This window comes from Mesorhizobium sp. Primo-A, from assembly GCF_003997175.1.
GTDB lineage: Bacteria > Pseudomonadota > Alphaproteobacteria > Rhizobiales > Rhizobiaceae > Mesorhizobium > Mesorhizobium ciceri.
In genome coordinates, this window is the sequence record NZ_RZTG01000001.1 from 438,779 (window position 1) to 455,032 (window position 16,254).

Annotated in this window: 19 protein-coding genes; 17 read left to right on the forward strand and 2 right to left on the reverse strand. The window is 60.6% G+C overall.

Features of this window, described 5'->3' with window-relative positions; all coding sequences use genetic code 11:
* Positions 1 to 32: 32 nt before the first annotated feature.
* From rpe to gph, 3 genes are read left to right on the forward strand one after another with little or no spacing between them, the layout of a single operon-like run.
* On the forward strand, positions 33 to 719 hold the full coding sequence (gene rpe, locus EOC83_RS02045) for a ribulose-phosphate 3-epimerase (protein WP_063167847.1): 687 nt from the start codon (positions 33 to 35) through the stop codon (positions 717 to 719).
* Between the two features lie 21 nt (positions 720 to 740).
* Positions 741 to 1,298 carry a thioredoxin family protein gene (locus EOC83_RS02050; RefSeq protein ID WP_013532060.1) on the forward strand — a complete coding sequence of 186 codons (558 nt, stop codon included), beginning with the start codon at positions 741 to 743 and terminating at the stop codon, positions 1,296 to 1,298.
* Positions 1,295 to 1,996, forward strand: coding sequence for a phosphoglycolate phosphatase (gene gph / locus EOC83_RS02055; RefSeq protein ID WP_013532061.1), 702 nt, complete (start codon positions 1,295 to 1,297; stop codon positions 1,994 to 1,996). The genes EOC83_RS02050 and gph overlap by 4 nt, the downstream gene beginning before the upstream one ends.
* 47 nt (positions 1,997 to 2,043) lie before the next feature.
* Here the strand turns inward: gph and EOC83_RS02060 are convergent, their stop codons facing one another.
* Positions 2,044 to 2,424, reverse strand: a complete 381-nt coding sequence (locus EOC83_RS02060) for a cytochrome c family protein (protein ID WP_024504374.1) — start codon at positions 2,422 to 2,424, stop codon at positions 2,044 to 2,046.
* 363 nt (positions 2,425 to 2,787) lie between these two features.
* Here EOC83_RS02060 and EOC83_RS02065 point away from each other — a divergent pair, with 363 nt between their 5' ends.
* From EOC83_RS02065 to EOC83_RS02090, 6 genes are all read left to right on the forward strand, one after another.
* Positions 2,788 to 2,997, forward strand: a complete 210-nt coding sequence (locus tag EOC83_RS02065) for a hypothetical protein (protein ID WP_013532063.1) — start codon at positions 2,788 to 2,790, stop codon at positions 2,995 to 2,997.
* Between the two features lie 33 nt (positions 2,998 to 3,030).
* Positions 3,031 to 4,017, forward strand: coding sequence for an ABC transporter substrate-binding protein (locus tag EOC83_RS02070; RefSeq protein WP_063167846.1), 987 nt, complete (start codon positions 3,031 to 3,033; stop codon positions 4,015 to 4,017).
* Complete coding sequence (locus tag EOC83_RS02075; RefSeq protein ID WP_027162619.1) at positions 4,014 to 4,838, forward strand: ABC transporter permease; 825 nt, start codon at positions 4,014 to 4,016, stop codon at positions 4,836 to 4,838. Before EOC83_RS02070 ends, EOC83_RS02075 begins: the two co-directional genes overlap by 4 nt.
* A complete protein-coding gene (locus EOC83_RS02080) occupies positions 4,807 to 5,547 on the forward strand; it encodes an ATP-binding cassette domain-containing protein (protein ID WP_013532066.1) in 741 nt (246 codons plus the stop codon). Before EOC83_RS02075 ends, EOC83_RS02080 begins: the two co-directional genes overlap by 32 nt.
* A gap of 34 nt (positions 5,548 to 5,581) precedes the next feature.
* Entirely contained in the window at positions 5,582 to 6,544 is a 963-nt protein-coding gene (locus tag EOC83_RS02085; protein ID WP_027162621.1) for a quinoprotein relay system zinc metallohydrolase 2, read from the forward strand.
* A gap of 118 nt (positions 6,545 to 6,662) precedes the next feature.
* A complete protein-coding gene (locus EOC83_RS02090; protein ID WP_063167845.1) occupies positions 6,663 to 7,526 on the forward strand; it encodes a quinoprotein dehydrogenase-associated SoxYZ-like carrier in 864 nt (287 codons plus the stop codon).
* Positions 7,527 to 7,650: 124 nt separating this feature from the next.
* On the opposite strand, the gene EOC83_RS02095 is transcribed toward EOC83_RS02090, so the two are convergent.
* The gene (locus EOC83_RS02095; RefSeq protein ID WP_013532069.1) at positions 7,651 to 8,004 is read right to left on the reverse strand and encodes a hypothetical protein; all 354 of its coding nucleotides are present in this window, start codon (positions 8,002 to 8,004) and stop codon (positions 7,651 to 7,653) included.
* A 686-nt stretch (positions 8,005 to 8,690) separates the two neighbouring features.
* Here EOC83_RS02095 and EOC83_RS02100 point away from each other — a divergent pair.
* The 8 genes from EOC83_RS02100 to pqqE all read left to right on the forward strand — a co-directional run bounded on the left by EOC83_RS02100 (position 8,691) and on the right by pqqE (position 16,237).
* Positions 8,691 to 10,592 (forward strand): methanol/ethanol family PQQ-dependent dehydrogenase, encoded by a 1,902-nt coding sequence (locus tag EOC83_RS02100; protein ID WP_013532070.1) that lies wholly within the window; start codon positions 8,691 to 8,693, stop codon positions 10,590 to 10,592.
* 178 nt (positions 10,593 to 10,770) lie between these two features.
* Positions 10,771 to 11,295 (forward strand): c-type cytochrome, methanol metabolism-related, encoded by a 525-nt coding sequence (locus EOC83_RS02105; RefSeq protein ID WP_013532071.1) that lies wholly within the window; start codon positions 10,771 to 10,773, stop codon positions 11,293 to 11,295.
* Complete coding sequence (locus EOC83_RS02110; RefSeq protein WP_013532072.1) at positions 11,267 to 12,160, forward strand: quinoprotein dehydrogenase-associated putative ABC transporter substrate-binding protein; 894 nt, start codon at positions 11,267 to 11,269, stop codon at positions 12,158 to 12,160. Before EOC83_RS02105 ends, EOC83_RS02110 begins: the two co-directional genes overlap by 29 nt.
* Positions 12,157 to 12,717 (forward strand): PQQ-dependent catabolism-associated CXXCW motif protein, encoded by a 561-nt coding sequence (locus tag EOC83_RS02115; protein WP_027162625.1) that lies wholly within the window; start codon positions 12,157 to 12,159, stop codon positions 12,715 to 12,717. The genes EOC83_RS02110 and EOC83_RS02115 overlap by 4 nt, the downstream gene beginning before the upstream one ends.
* Before the next feature lie 415 nt (positions 12,718 to 13,132).
* On the forward strand, positions 13,133 to 14,071 hold the full coding sequence (gene pqqB / locus EOC83_RS02125) for a pyrroloquinoline quinone biosynthesis protein PqqB (protein ID WP_063167844.1): 939 nt from the start codon (positions 13,133 to 13,135) through the stop codon (positions 14,069 to 14,071).
* On the forward strand, positions 14,068 to 14,826 hold the full coding sequence (gene pqqC / locus EOC83_RS02130) for a pyrroloquinoline-quinone synthase PqqC (protein ID WP_063167843.1): 759 nt from the start codon (positions 14,068 to 14,070) through the stop codon (positions 14,824 to 14,826). Before pqqB ends, pqqC begins: the two co-directional genes overlap by 4 nt.
* Positions 14,823 to 15,119, forward strand: coding sequence for a pyrroloquinoline quinone biosynthesis peptide chaperone PqqD (pqqD, locus tag EOC83_RS02135; RefSeq protein WP_024504366.1), 297 nt, complete (start codon positions 14,823 to 14,825; stop codon positions 15,117 to 15,119). The genes pqqC and pqqD overlap by 4 nt, the downstream gene beginning before the upstream one ends.
* Entirely contained in the window at positions 15,116 to 16,237 is a 1,122-nt protein-coding gene (gene pqqE, locus EOC83_RS02140; protein WP_063167842.1) for a pyrroloquinoline quinone biosynthesis protein PqqE, read from the forward strand. The genes pqqD and pqqE overlap by 4 nt, the downstream gene beginning before the upstream one ends.
* Positions 16,238 to 16,254: the final 17 nt, after the last annotated feature.

Consider the following 16,254-nt stretch of genomic DNA (forward strand, 5'->3'; position numbering starts at 1 on the left):
CAACACCGCAGACAGAATTGGAGACGACGACCATGGTCACCGGGACAATCATCGCACCCTCCGTGCTTTCCGCGGATTTCTCGCGGCTCGGCGACGAGGTCGAAGCTGTCGTGCGGGCGGGTGCCGACTGGATCCATCTCGACGTGATGGACGGCCACTTCGTGCCCAACATCACCTTCGGTCCGCCGGTGATCAAGGCGATCCGCGACCGAACGGACAAAATCTTCGACTGCCATCTGATGATCGCGCCGGCCGACCCCTATCTGGCCGCCTTCGCCGACGCCGGTTGCGACATCATCACGGTGCATGCAGAGGCCGGGCCGCATCTCGATCGTTCCCTGCAGGCGATCAAAAATCTCGGCAAGAAGGCCGGCGTATCGCTGAATCCTTCGACGCCGGAGAGCGTCATCGAATATGTGCTCGACAGGCTCGATCTGGTGCTTCTGATGACGGTCAATCCAGGCTTCGGCGGCCAGGCCTTCATTTCCGCGGTCATCGAGAAGATCAGGCGAATCAAGGCATTGGTTGGCCACCGCCCGATTGACATCGAAATCGATGGCGGCGTCACGGCCGAAACCGCCCCGCTGGTCGCCGCGGCCGGCGCCAATGTGCTGGTCGCCGGGTCGGCCGTGTTCAAGGGGGGCACCGAGGCGGCCTACCGCGCCAACATTGGAACCATCCGACAGGCGGCCGACGGTGCGATCCGGAAAGCCGCGTAAACCATTTCATCGGAGGCAAGCATGGCGGCCGTTCCCCCTGTCTGCGATTTCGGCTGGCGCGCGATCGATGCCGTTTTGCCCGGCGTCGACGGCAGGTCGCATTCGATCCTCAGCCAGGCCGGCCCGAACGGCCTGGTCGTGGCCTTCATCTGCAATCACTGCCCTTATGTGAAGGCGGTGATTTCACGTATCGTGCGCGATGCCAACGACCTCAAGGCCGAAGGTATCGGCTTTGTCGCAATCAACTCGAACGATGCCGACACCTACCCGGAGGATTCCTTCGACCAAATGAAGCTCTTCGCCACGACGAACGGCTTCAGCTTCCCTTACCTGCACGACCAGCGCCAAACTGTAGCGCGCGATTACGTGGCGGTGTGCACTCCCGATTTCTTCGGGTTCAACAGCGAGTTGGGATTGCAATATCGCGGTCGGCTGGACGCCTCGCGACGAGAAGCCGGAGCGCCCGGGCTGAGACGCGATCTGTTCGAGGCGATGAAGCAGGTTGCCCGAACCGGCGACGGGCCGCTGGACCAGGTCGCCTCGATCGGCTGCTCGATCAAGTGGAAGGATGACGCATGAACGTCGGCGCAGGTAGGCCGCTTCGATCGCCGAAGGCGATCCTGTTCGACCTCGACGGCACGCTGGTCGACTCGGCACCGGACATAGCGGCCGCCGTCAACGAATTGCTGGCCAGCCGCGATCTGCCGCCGCTGCGCCTGGACCGGGTCAAGGCCATGATCGGCGGCGGTGTCAGGAAACTGATCGAGCGAGCCTTCGCGGCATCGGGAGCGCCACTGCTCGGCAACGCTCTCGATGAGGCAAACCGCGTCATGGCGCCTATCTACCGCCGGCACCTGACCGGCCTGACAAGGCTGATGCCTGGCGTCAGGGAGGCCCTCACCCACTTTCATTTGGGCGGAGTAAGCATGGGGGTGGCAACCAACAAACCGCAGTTGGCGACCCGCGAAATCCTGCTTCATTTCGGATTGACGGAATATTTCGGTGCGATCGTCGGCGGAGACGCGGTGACATACCTGAAACCGGCGCCCGATGCCCTGCTGCTGGCGTTGGCACAACTAGGCGTCGACCCGGGTGACGCGCTGCTGGTCGGAGACAGTGGCGCTGACCTGGGCGCCGCACGCGCCGCCGGCATGCCCGTCATTCTGCTGCGTGGCGGCTACAGCCACATTCCGGTGGAAGAGCTTGGCGCCGATCTTGTTTGCGACAGCCTTTTCGATCTGCCTTCGGCAATGCAGGGGCTGCAAGCCGATGCGTGATCGAGGCGAACGCCGGCCGAACGCAAGTTCGAACGGCCGGCGGCGCGCTATTTCGAGAATTGCTTCAGATAGGCGATGACATTGGCGATGTCTTCGTCCTGTTTGAGGCCGACAAACGCCATCTTTGTTCCTTTGACCATGGCCTTGGGATCGTGAAGGTAAGTCTTCAGCGTGGGTTCATCCCATTTGACGCCGGACTTGCCTGCCGCGACCATCGCCTGAGAATAGCTGAACCCCGGGTGCGTGCCGGCTGTTCGGCCGATGACGCCGTTCAACGACGGGCCGACCTTGTTCTTGTCCTGGTCGGCGACATGGCAGACCTTGCATTTGGCGAAGACCTTCTCACCCGCCGCCGCGTCCTGTGCCTGGGATTGGCTCGCGATGAAGGGCACAACGGACATGACTGCGAAAAATGCGATTGCGCGCATGGTATTTCCTCATTGATCGTCTGGGTGCCCTGGACGATTTGTGCATGCCGATCCTTTGATCCGTCGGCATGCGCCTTACGCGGTGGCGTGGAAATTCCGCTTCTCCCGTGGAGCCGCGCCACGTCACCTGGAAGCTAATCGGCATGTTGTGAAAGTCAATCGTACAAAGGTTTAGAGGCCTGGGTGCTCAAGGATCCTGTCCATTCGTCTTTGTTGACGGCTATTGGGCGAGCGCGTAGCTTGACCTCATTCCGGTTTCTCCATTGGCACCTTGAGAAATCCGGCAAGTGGCGGTTTTGTCCTGGCTCCTGGTTGGGCTGGACTCGCCGAGATGGGCGTTTGGGAACGCGCAAGAGGTGCTGAATGGACATGGTCGATCTCATATTGACGGTTTGCCTCAGCGCCAATCCGAGCAATTGCCGAGACGAACATCTCTATTTCGAGAGCCGCGGCACCCTGTTCCAATGCATGTTCCTTGCCCCCAGCGAAATCGCGAAATGGTCTCAAGAACACCCGACCCTCAAGGTCATGCGCTGGAAATGCGCATTTCCGAGCAAGGAACGAGCCATCTGATTTGGCAGCGCGGAACCCTGGGGAGGAGGTGTCATGATGGTTTCACGGCGCATGACGTTGCGTCTGGCGGTTCTCGGGACAGCCGCTGTTCTTGCTACCAGGCCAGCCGTTGCGGCAGCCAGGATTCGCCTCGGTGTGCTGAAGTTTGGAACCGTGAGTTGGGAACTCGATACGCTACGGCAGCACAAGTTCGATGCCGCGAACGGGATCGATCTGGAGATCATCGACTTCGCCGGCGAGGATGCAACCAACGTCGCGATGCAGGCTGGCGCGATCGACATGATCGTTTCCGACTGGCTGTGGGTCTCGCGCCAGCGCTCCGAAGGCGGCGACCTCACATTGTTCCCCTATTCCACCGCCGTGGGCGCGATCATGGTGAAGGAGGGTTCACCGATCCGGACGGTCGCCGATCTCAAGGACAAGAAGATCGGCGTCGCCGGCGGCCCGCTCGACAAGAGTTGGCTGCTGATACAAGCGCTGACCAGACGCGATCTCGGCGTCGACCTGTCGGCAACCAGCGACATCGTCTTTGGCGCGCCGCCGCTGATTTCGGAAAAGGCGATACAGGGCGAACTCGATGCAGTGCTGAATTTCTGGCATTTTTGCGCCCGTCTCGAGGCCAATGGCTTCCGTCGATTGATCGGCGTGAATGACGCGGCAAAGACGCTTGGGGCTCTGGGACCCGTGTCGGCGCTCGGTTACGTCTTCCATGACCAATGGGCGAACGAGAACCCCGATGCCGTCAGGGGGTTCGTGAGGGCGTCCGCGCAAGCCAAAGACTTGCTGGCCAGATCCGATGACGAATGGCTGCGTCTGGCGCCGATCATTCGCGCGGAAGGCAAGGAACTGGAAAAACTGCGCGATCGCTATCGTCAGGGCATTCCCAGACGGTCGGTCGCCGAGGAAGCGGCTGACGCCGGCAGGCTATACCATGTGCTGGCGGCGATCGGCGGCGCGAAGCTGGTCGGCAGCGCGGCGGAGATGGCGCCCGGCACATTCTGGCAGGAACCCTGGAAATGACCGCATCGGAAACCGACGGCACGCGTGATGCCCCGCCGAGCATGTCCGGCCGACGCAGCCTGGCGACGGCACTGGCGCCCGCGCTGACCGTAGCGGTTTCCCTGCTCGGGCTTTGCCTGCTGTGGAACCTTGCGGCAGGCGTCTGGCCAAGCCGTGCCTTTCCAGGACCTGGGCAGGTCTGGCAGGTGCTTCTCAGGGAGGCTGCGAGCGGCGACCTCTTTTACCATCTCGGCGTGACCCTCGGCCGGGTCGCCGCAGCATATATCGTCGCAATGATCATCGGATCCGTCATCGGCGTTTTGCTCGGCAGCTATCGTCGCGTCGACCGTTTTTTCAACCCGTGGGTGATCCTGTTCCTCAACATCCCGGCGCTGGTGGTCATCGTCCTCGGCTACATCTGGTTCGGCCTCAACGAGGCGGCGGCGATCGGCGCGGTGGCGGTGAACAAGATCCCGAATGTCGTGGTGACGATGCGTGAAGGCGCCAGGACGCTTGATCCAAGTTATGCCGAGATGGCCACCGTCTATCGCTTCGGCCGCCTTGATCGCATCCGCCATATCCTGCTGCCGCAATTGCAGCCCTATCTTGCCGCCGCGTCGCGATCCGGCATCGCCCTCATCTGGAAGATCGTCCTGGTCGTCGAACTGCTCGGCCGCTCGAACGGTGTCGGCTTCCAGATCCATCTCTATTTCCAGCTTTTCGATGTCGCCGCCATTCTTGCCTACACGCTGGCTTTCGTGGCGGTGATGCTTGTCATTGAACTTCTCCTGGTGCAGCCCGTTGAACGACATGCAACCCGTTGGCGCCGTCGTCCCGCTTAAGGTCGACATCGCCGAAAAGACCTTCAGGTCCGCGCGAGGCGTCTCGATCACGGCGCTTCAGGACCTTTCCTTCGAGGTCCGGCAAGGCGAATTCGCCTGCTTGCTTGGACCGTCGGGCTGCGGCAAGACCACGACGCTGCGTATCCTGCTTGGCTTGGACAAAGACTTTTCCGGCTCCTTCCAGTTGCCGCAAGGAGGTTCGAACCGCATCGCCGCCGTATTCCAGGAACCGACCCTGCTGCCGTGGCGAACGGTGGAGCAGAATGTCAGGCTGGCGTTGCCGAAAAGCTTGAGGGCGAAAAATCTCGACGGGCTGTTCGACACGCTCGGCCTCGCGGCCATGCGCTCGCTCTATCCTGCCGAACTGTCGCTCGGCCTTGCGCGCAGGGCAGCACTTGCCAGGGCTTTCGCCACGGAGCCGGCGGTGCTTTTCCTGGACGAACCCTTTGTCTCGCTCGACGAACAGACCGCCGAGCGGCTTCGGCATCTGCTTTTGACCGTGTGGTCGGCACGGCCCACGACCGCCTTGATGGTGACCCACAATCTACGCGAGGCACTGATGCTCTCGGACCGCATCATCGTGCTCGCGCCGCGGCCAACCCATGTGCTCGGCGTGTTCGACGTACGGTTGCCACGGCAACATCGCAATTCGCAGGTGATGAGCGACCTTCTGCGGTCGTTCCATCATAGATTTCCGGACGTCACCTGATCGCCTGCAGGTGAAATGCATATCGGAGGCCTTCATGTCGATCGATCGGCTAAGACGCAGGCTTGTGAGTGGCTTCGCCTGTACCGCCGCCAGCGCCGCCTTGATGCCGTGCTGCCTCGGACGAGCCGCGGCTGGCAACCTGGGATTCTCGCTCAGGCAGATCGCCGACGGCGTCTTCGCCTTCCAGGGCACGGATGAATTGATGACCGCCGCCAACGACGGTGCGATCTGCAATCTGGGCGCCGTCATCGGTACCGATGCGGTTGCCGTCATCGACAGCGGTGGCAGCCTGATCGAGGCGCACGCCTTTCTCGCCGCGATCGGAAAGGTAACCGCAAAGCCGGTTCGCTTCCTGGTCAACACCCACATGCACCCCGACCACATCTTCGGCAATGCGGCATTCCGGGAGATCGGCGCGACCATCGTCGGTCACCGCAATCTGCCGCGCGCCCTCGACGCGCGTGGCGCGTTCTATCTGCACAACTATCGCGAACAGCTTGGCGAGGCGCTGATGGAGGGGGTCGAGATCGTGTCGCCGACCAGGCTGGTCGACGATCACCTGCAACTCGACCTCGGCGGGCGCACGATCGAACTGCGGGCATGGAAGGCGGCGCACACCGACAACGACCTGACCGTATTCGATACCACGACCAGAACGCTCTTTGCCGGCGATCTGGTGTTCATGGGCTCCTTGCCGACGCTCGACGGATCACTGCTTGGATGGCTCCGCCAGATGGATGCACTCACCGCGATCGACGCCGCGCGCGTCGTTCCAGGTCATGGTCCTGTAACGGCCGACTGGCCACAGGCACTGGCGGGGGAGCGACGCTATTTCGAGGTTCTGGCGCGCGATATCCGCAAGGCGATCGCCGACGGAACGCCGCTGCGCGAAGCAGTCAAAACCGCAGGCGGAAGCGAACGGGACAATTGGCACCTGTTCGACGATTACAACGAGCGCAACGCAACGGCCGCATTTGCCGAACTCGAATGGGAATAGACGACGCCGACATGCGCCAGGCGGCCGTAAAGCACGGCGATTTGCCAAGGCGTCGCCAAAGGCTTATCCTCAACGCCAGCCTGGGCACCACCTCTCTTGCATTGGTGGAGGCATCGAAATGCAAAATCAAGCTTACTCGAGCCGGCAGCTCGCCTTGCCGCTCGCATCCGTTTTCACCGCGATCATCTTGACCATCGGCACGTTGCTCGGCTCCTCGGGAGCCGCCAACGCACAGCAAACAACCGCGTCCTCGGATAGAATCTGGCATGACTTGAAGGGCGACGTGTTCGGCGATCGGGCAATTCTGGTCGATACCGGCGTCGTCCGGATCGAAGCACCGAAGCGGGCGCAGGATGCCGCCATCGTGCCCGTCGATATCTATCTCGATCCAGCCAAGGCGCCAGACGGCATCAAATCCGTTACCTTGATCATCGATGCGAACCCTGCACCGGTGGCGGCAACGTTCCAGCTCGGCAAGGATGCCGGCGTGACGCATCTGTCGACGCGCGTGCGCGTCAACGACTATTCCTATCTGCGCGCCATCGCTGAGACGCAGGGTGGTCAACTCCATATGGTACAGACCTTCGTCAAGGCGTCAGGTGGCTGCTCCGCCCCTGCGGTCAAGAACCAGGACGAGGCCAACGCGACAATGGGTCAGATGAAGCTGCGCCAGTTCCCGCCCAAAGAGACGATGACCAAGACCGAGGAACTGCAGTTGATGATCCGGCACCCTAACAATTCGGGGCTGCAGCGGGATCCGCTGACCCAATATTTCATACCGGCGCATTTTGTCCAGAAACTGTCGATCTCCCAAGCCGGCCGGCCGATCCTCTCCATGGAAGGTGGAATATCGATTTCGGAAGACCCCAACTTCCGATTCGATTTCACCGTGCACGGCAATGGCGAAATCCAGGTTGAAGCGATCGATACGGACGGCAAAACATTTCGCAATCAGTGGCCGCTCGAGACAGCGGGACTCTGAAGTCTCGATATCTTGCGCTGGACTGCCGGGTGCTTGCCACTTGATCCCGAAAATGGAGCTCGTTCGGGAAGATCACGCCCGGGCAGAGGACGGAGCTCCATCCGGCTTCCGGATGGAGCAGGCTCTAAAAGCAGCGCACGTCGGCTTCCGACTGCGCGCGCTTCAATTCGGTACGGGCTGCCTTCGCCGGTGCGCTTTCGCGAAACAGCGCCGCGCTTTCGCCTGTGGTCAAAGACATGCTCTTGAAAGTCTCGGCTCTCTCATAGTGGTCGTAGGGAAGGATCGAGGCGATGACGTCGATCGAGCAGGAACAGCTTTCCAGCGCCTGACGTGTCTGGCCGTTCGTCTGCATGCAGCCGAGCACGTAGTCGGCGATCGTTGCTGTCGGGTAATCACCCGCGGCGCCCGCCGGGTTTGCGAAGGCCAGCGGCGCGGCAAGGAGCAGCGGCAAAGTCGAAAATCCAACATATCTGATCACGGGAAAACCTCCGGTTAGCCTAGGCGCGATGCGCCCAGTCGGGATCACCGTGGCAGTTGGCAACGTGCAGCAGAGTCAGTCAAGCGCCCATGGCTTCCGTATGCGACCAAAGGAGGAATGCGGGGCTTGTCGACCGTGGTTCCGCATGGCGGCTCCGTGGCCTGCTCCACGCCCCGACTCCAACGATCATCTCATGCTTGGCCCACTATCGATTCCCAATGGAGCACGCGCATGACCATGCCGAGACATCGAAGCGAATACCTCCAAATAAAATCAACGCTTAGGCGAAATGTAAAAATCAAAAAATAACTAAATTTTATGCGCCCCATCGTTATTTCGCGGTCATAAATACTTTATCTAACAAATACCGTCCTGCTTATTTTCTTATATTGCACCGCATCATTTACGATATTGCGGTGCAAAAACACCAGCAGGCTTTTTTGCTTGCCTAGCCTTTTACGATGACATAGCCTCACCCTGTTTCCGGCTTCAAGGGCGTCACCGTCATTAGGGAGCGGCGACAGTCTTTCGTAGGCCAAGGTGAGGTGGGCAGTAACGGTGCCCTCTGCACATCTGGCTTAGGTCGTGACACGCTGCCGGAAATATTTCCCCCCCGTGAATCGCTTGGGCAAGCCCTTGTGGGCTCAGCAAATGATTCATCACTATGAACCTCGGGAGGAATTCGGATGCGTGTACTTACGAAAGCTACCTATATTCTAACCACTGCGGCGTTTCTGTCGCTCGGCGCGGCCTATACGGCGTCGGCTAATGAGGACCTTGCAAAGCTGGCTTCGGATTCGAAGAACTGGGCAATGCAGACGGGTGACTACGCCAACACCCGCTATTCCAAACTCAACCAGATTACTGCGGACAATGTGAAGAACCTGCAGGTCAAGTGGACCTTTTCCACCGGCGTGCTACGAGGCCACGAGGGTGGACCGCTTATCATCGGCGATGTGATGTATGTCCACACGCCTTTCCCGAACAATGTCTTTGCGCTCGATCTCAAGAATGACGGGAAGATCCTTTGGAAGTACGAACCCAAGCAGGATCCCAACGTCATTCCGATCATGTGTTGCGATACGGTCAACCGTGGCGTTGCCTATGGTGACGGCAAGATCATTCTCAATCAGGCCGACACCACAGTCGTCGCCCTCGACGCGAAGACTGGCAAGGTCGTCTGGTCGGTCAAGAACGGCGACCAGACCGATGGCGGCAAAGGCGAATCTGGTACGGCTGCCCCCGTCGTCGTCAAGGACAAGGTGCTCATCGGCGTCTCCGGCGCCGAATTCGGCGTTCGCGGCTGGCTGGCCGCCTACAATCTGAAAGATGGCAAACTCGCCTGGAAAGCCTATTCGGAAGGTCCGGACGCAGACACCCTGATCGATCCCGAGAAGACCACGCAACTCGGCAAGCCGGTTGGCAAGGATTCCGGCACGAACACCTGGGAAGGCGAGCAGTGGAAGACCGGCGGCGGCACGACATGGGGATGGTATTCCTATGATCCCAAGCTGAACCTGGTCTATTATGGCACCGGCAATCCCTCGACGTGGAACCCGGTCCAACGCCCCGGCGACAATCGCTGGTCGATGACGATCATGGCCCGCGATGCGGATACTGGTGTTGCCAAATGGCTCTACCAGATGACCCCGCATGACGAATGGGACTATGACGGCATCAACGAGATGATCCTCGTCGATGGCATGGAGGTCAACGGCGCCAAGCACGACGTGCTGGTGCATTTCGATCGCAATGGTTTTGCCTACACCATGGATCGCGCCACCGGCGACCTTCTCGTCGCCAAGAAATACGATCCGGCCGTGAACTGGGCGACCGAAGTCGTCATGGACCCCAAGAGCGAACAGTATGGTCGCCCGCAGGTCGTGGCGAAATATTCGACCCAGCAGAACGGCGAAGACACCAACTCGACGGGCATCTGCCCGGCGGCGCTTGGAACGAAGGACCAGCAGCCGGCGGCCTATTCGCCGAAGACCGGGCTGTTCTATGTCCCCACCAACCATGTCTGCATGGACTATGAGCCTTACAAGGTGAGCTACACCGCCGGTCAGCCTTATGTTGGCGCCACCGTGTCGATGTATCCCGCACCTGGCGGCGACGGCAACATGGGCAACTTCATTGCCTGGGATGCGGCCAAGGGCGAGATCGTCTGGTCGAAGCCCGAGCAGTTCTCGGTGTGGTCGGGCGCGTTGGCGACAGATGGCGACGTCGTCTTCTACGGTACACTCGAAGGCTACATCAAGGCGGTCGATAAGGACGGCAAGGAACTCTACAAGTTCAAGACCCCGTCCGGCATCATCGGCAACATCACGACCTACGAGCAGGGCGGCAAGCAGTATATCGCCGTTCTGTCGGGCGTCGGTGGATGGGCTGGTATCGGCCTGGCAGGCGGCCTGCTTTCGCCTGACAACGCCGCTGCCTGGCATGGCGCCGTCGATCAGGGCCGCGCGCAAGGCGACCAAGCCGCTGTCGTTGGTACAGCTGGCCTGGGTGCCGTCGGCGGCTACGCGGCACTTGCCGACTACACGACGCTGGGCGGTCAGCTCACCGTCTTCGGTCTCCCGGATTGATGCGCTGGGAACCTTGAGCATGCCTCAGGTCTTGTGAGACCAAAGGCTTGAAGAACGAGAGCCCGGACATCCGGAAGCCATGGCCGGGCTCTCGATTCGGTTACGCACCCAAAAACACCGATCAATGCCGGTCGCGACAGCAAAACCGTGTCCATTGGCAAATGAAGGAAGCGTTTGAATGTCCGTTCGCATTGTAATTTCGGCTTTCGTCCTGGCTCTGCTGCCTCTGGCAAGCTCGAGCCTCGCCCGGGCCGACGACAGCATGGAAAAAGCCAAGGCGGTAAAGGAAGAAGGCGGCAAGTATTTGGATGCGGATGGAAATCCGACCTACAAGATCGAAAACGGAACCGTCGATTGGTACACGTTCAGCGGCTACCGCCGGTATCATTCCGATTGCCATGTCTGCCACGGACAGGACGCGACAGGTTCGAGCTATGCGCCGGCTTTGGTCAACAGCTTGAAAACCATGGATTACGCCACATTCCTCTCGATCGTCGCCGAAGGCCGCAAGAATGTCGGCGGCGGCAAGGAAAACGTCATGCCTGCCTTTGGCGACAACAAGAACGTCTATTGCTACCTGGACGATCTCTACGTCTATCTGCGCGCGCGCGCGGATGGCGCGGCGCCCCGCGGAAGGCCGCCCAAGCACGAAGACAAGGCCCAGGCGGCGAAGGATGCCGAAGCATCCTGCATGGGTGGATGACATGATCGGCCGCGATGCATTGAAGCTGCGCGTCGTTCTGCCGATCCTCGGCACACTCGCCTTGCTGCCGTCGAACGCGCATGCGCAAAGCGCCGGCCTTGGCGCGGCGGGAGAACTGGTCGACCCTGACATTCTGCGCGTCTGCGCCGATCCCTCGAATATGCCCTTCACCGACAAGAGCGGCGAAGGCTTCGAAAACAAGCTGGCCGAACTGGTTGCCGCGAAAACCGGGCGCAAGTCCGTCTCCTACACCTGGTTTCCCACGATCACCGGCTTCGTGCGCAATACGTTGGGGGCCAACCGATGCGACATCATCATGGGCTATGCCCAAGGCGATGAGCTGGTGCAGAACACCAACGCCTACTATCGCTCCGCCTATGTGCTGGTGCATCCGAAAAGCCACGATATGGAAGGCGTGGAAACGATCGAGGATCCCAGACTCACAGGCAAAACGATCGGCGTCGTTGAAAGCACGCCGCCAACCGCCAACATGGCCGCCAACAAGCTTCTGCGGACCGCCAAGATCTATCCGCTTGCGGTGGATACGCGCGTCACCCCATCAATGGGGGAGGTCATGATCAAGGACATGCTGGCACACAAGATCGATGCGGCGGTGCTGTGGGGACCGATGGCAGGTTACTACGCCAAGGAACTCGGAGCTGATGTGACGATCGTTCCACTGGTGAAGGAAAAAACCGGCTCGCGCATGTCTTACCGCATCACCATGGGCGTACGTCCGTCGGACCAGGAATGGAAGCGGACGCTCAACCGGGTGATCAGGGAAAACCAGGCGGAGATCACCAGGATCCTGCTGAGCTACAACGTGCCGCTGATCGACGAACACGACAACCTGATTACCCAATGAATGGAAGGGAGACTATTTTCGTGCTGGTCGCCGCGAGCCTTCTGGGTCTGGCCGAGCCGACATGGGCTGGCGACATCGCCGAACCCAGCGGTTTCCGGATGGACGACTATCGGGCGCCGGTGCCGCGGACGCTGCAAGGCGCGAGGGTGGTGACGACGGTGGAAGCGGAAGCGCTGTGGCGAGCGAAAAAGGCGATCTTCTTCGACGTGATGCCGGACACGCCCAAACCGGCCAATTTGCCGGCAGGGACGATATGGAGAGACAAGGTCAGAAAGGACATTCCAGGCAGCATATGGCTGGCCAATGTGGGATACGGCGCTATTTCGCAGGAGACCGCCAGCTATTTTCGCCAAGGCCTCGCGGCCAAGGCCGGGACGGACAAGTCGCGCACGGTTCTGTTCTACTGCATGACGAATTGCTGGATGTCGTGGAATGCGGCGAAACGGGCCGTCCAGTGGGGCTACAGTTCAGTGATCTGGTATCCGCTCGGCGCCGATGGATGGGAAGATGCAAACCTTCCACTGGAGGAGAAAAAACCCTACGCAACGAACAATTGAAATAAGGACTGCAATTATTCTCGATAGTTTGTTTTCAATTTTTCAAAACCTATTGTTTCATTTGTCCATTTTGAAACTTGATGGACGAGCCATTGCGTCGGTGCCCTGCAATGGTTGGCTAACGACAGGATCGGTCCCTTCGGGCTGGTATAAGAGGAGAAATGTCATGAAGAAGAACTGGAAAAAACCGACCATGTGTCAGGTTGCCGCTGGCTTCGAAATTTCACGGTATCTGCCTGCTGAAATTACTCCCAAGAAGTAGGCCGCAGAGGTGCGCGTCCCTGGCGACAGGGGCGCGCATCCCCTCGCCGCATGGGATTTCCGTGAAAGATTTTGACGCACGCAAAGCGCGCGGACTGTCGTTTGTGACTGCAAATTGCCTGCAGGTCAGAGAAGCCGGCGCGCGGGCATTTTCATGCATTTGAGGATAATCGGATCGGCGGCGGGCGGCGGCTTTCCGCAATGGAACTGCAACTACCGTCTCAGTCGTGCGGCTCGCAACGGCATGGCAAGCGTGCATCCACGAACCCAGTCAAGTGTCGCCGCCTCGGCGGACGGGTTGGGCTGGGTTCTTTTCAATGCCTCGCCCGACATTCGCCAGCAAATCGCTGCAACACCTGAATTACAGCCTGCGGGCGATGCGCCGCTGCGCTCGACACCTATTCGCGCTGTGGTGCTGACCAATGCCGACGTCGATCATATCGCCGGACTGCTCAGCCTGCGCGAGCGGCAGCCTTTCGCCATCTATGCAACGGCGCAGGTTCTGGCGACGCTGGAGGCGAATTCGATTTTCAACGTTCTCGATCCAGCGCTTGTGCCGCGGCGCATCCTGCCGCCGGCGAAAGAGTTGGCCATCTGCGACGCAGAAGGCCGCGATACCGGCGTAATGATCGAGCCCTTTGCCGTGCCCGGGAAGATAGCACTCTATCTGGAGGATAGAGACCATCCGGATGCCAATTTCAGCTCCGACGCAGGTGACACGATCGGAGTCCGAATTGCCGGCATCGGCAGCCGCGGCTCCGTCTTCTATATCCCAGGCTGCGCGCGCATCGATGCGCGGCTGCGCGCGCGTCTCACCGATGCCGCCTGTCTTTTGTTCGACGGCACGGTCTACACCGACGACGAGATGATCGTCGCCGGCGTCGGTCAGAAAACCGGCTCGCGCATGGGGCATCTGGCGATCTCGGGAGAATTGGGTTCGATTGCGGGCTTGGCCGATGTGAAGGTCGGCCGTCGCGTCTTCGTCCACATCAACAACACCAACCCCATCCTAGACGAGAATTCCGCCGAGCACGCGGCGGTCAAGGCGGCAGGCTGGGAAATCGCAAACGACGGTATGGAGATGGAATTTTGAGCGACTTCCGCGATGCAGCCAAAGGCGGACTCTCCACGAGCGCTCTCGAAGCCGTATTGAGGCAGGTTGGCGCCGAGCGCTATCACAATCGTCATCCCTTTCACCACAGGATGACCAGCGGCGCGTTGTCGAAGGCCGAGATGAAGGCTTGGGCGCTGAACCGCTATTGCTATCAGGCGGTCATCCCACGCAAGGATGCCATGATACTCGTACATGCCGAGGATCCAGCGTTTCGTGCCGCGTGGCGCAAGCGGATCGAGGATCATGACGGCGAGGACGGCTGGAGCGGCGGCATCGCGCGCTGGCTGTATCTGGCAACTTCACTCGGCCTGGACGCCGAGGCCGTGAAGAGCGAAAGGCTGGCACTGCCGGCGACACGCTTCGCGGTGGGCGCTTACCTTTCCTTTTGCACAAACCGGACGCTGTTCGAGGCGGTCGCGTCCTCGCTGACCGAGATGTTTTCGCCACTCATCATCGGCGAGCGGGTGCCGGCAATGCTGGCCAAATACGACTACATCACCGAGGATACGCTTGCCTATTTCAAGCAACGGCCCGAACAGGCCTCGCGTGACGCCGACTTCGCCCTTGCCTACGTGCTCAGCCACGCCGATACGGCGGAGCGCCAGCAGCAGGCAATCGATGCACTGGTGTTCAAATGCGATATACTCTGGGCCATGCTTGACGCGCTTCAACACGCCTATGGCGAGCGGGGAAACATACCGCCCGGCGCCTTCCAGCCCGAGGCAGCCCTATGACGGCGCTGCGCGAAAGAGCTGTGGTGTCGTTGCGATCGGTACCTTCGCTGCCGAAGCACGTGCGCATACAATACGATCCCTTGCGGCAGGCATTCGCCGTGCTTTCACCGGAAAAGATATTCTGGCCGAACGATGTCAGTCTCGACATATTGCGACGCTGCGATGGACGGTCCACGGTCGGCGACATCATTGCCGGCCTTGCCGCCGATTATGAGGCCGAACAGGAGGCCGTGGCGACCGACGTCATCGCCTTCCTGCAGGAATGGTCGGACAAGCTGCTGGTGAGGCTATGAGCACGCCCCTCCTCCCTCCAATCGGCATGCTGGCGGAACTGACGCATCGCTGCCCGCTGCAATGCCCTTATTGCTCCAATCCGCTCGAACTGCTCAAGGCCAATCGCGAACTCGACACAGAGACCTGGCTCGCCCTGTTCTCGGAGGCCGCCGATCTCGGAGTGCTCCAGGTGCATCTGTCCGGTGGCGAGCCGACACTGCGCCGCGACCTCGAGCAATTGATCGCCGGGCTTGCGGGGCGCGGCGTCTACACCAATCTGATTACCGCGGGCGTTGGCATCGTCGAGGGCCGTGTCGAGGCATTTGCCGAAGCCGGTCTAGACCATCTGCAACTGAGCTTTCAGGGCGCGCGGCCGGCGACCACGGATCGCATCGGCAACCACAAGGGTGCCCACGAAAAGAAGCTGGAGACGGCACGCCGCGCGCGCGCGGCCGGTCTGCCTCTAACCATCAACGCGCCGATCCATCGCCATAACATCGAGGAGGTGCCGGAATTCATCGATCTCGCCCTTTCGTTGGGCGCGGAGAGGCTCGAGATCGCCAATGTGCAATATGCCGGCTGGGCGTTAACCAATCGCGATCAACTGATGCCGGAGCGTGAAGCGGTCGATAGGCAGGCGGAGATCGTCGCGGAGGCACAGGAGCGGTTGGCCGGCATCATCAACATCGATTTTGTGACGCCGGACTATTTCGCGATCTATCCCAAGCCGTGCATGGGCGGCTGGGCGCGGGACGCCTTCATGGTGACGCCTGACGGCACCGTACTGCCCTGCCATGCCGCACAGACGATCCCGTCGCTCAGCTTCGAGCGTTTCGAACCACGCAGGCTGTCCTCGATCTGGGCCGATTCCCCGGCGTTCAATGCCTTTCGCGGTACGGACTGGATGCAGGAGCCATGCCGCGGCTGTGAGCGGCGCGAGATCGACTGGGGCGGCTGCCGCTGCCAGGCGATGGCGATCGCCGGCGATGCCGCTGCAACGGACCCGGCTTGCGCGAAATCGCCGATCCATGCTCGCATGGCAATGCTGATCGACGAAGCCAAGCGCATTGCCACAGTTCCTTCGAGAGAAGAAGCATTCGTCTACCGGCGGATCGGTGCGGTGACCGAATCCGCCTGACCTGGCGAGAAAGCGCT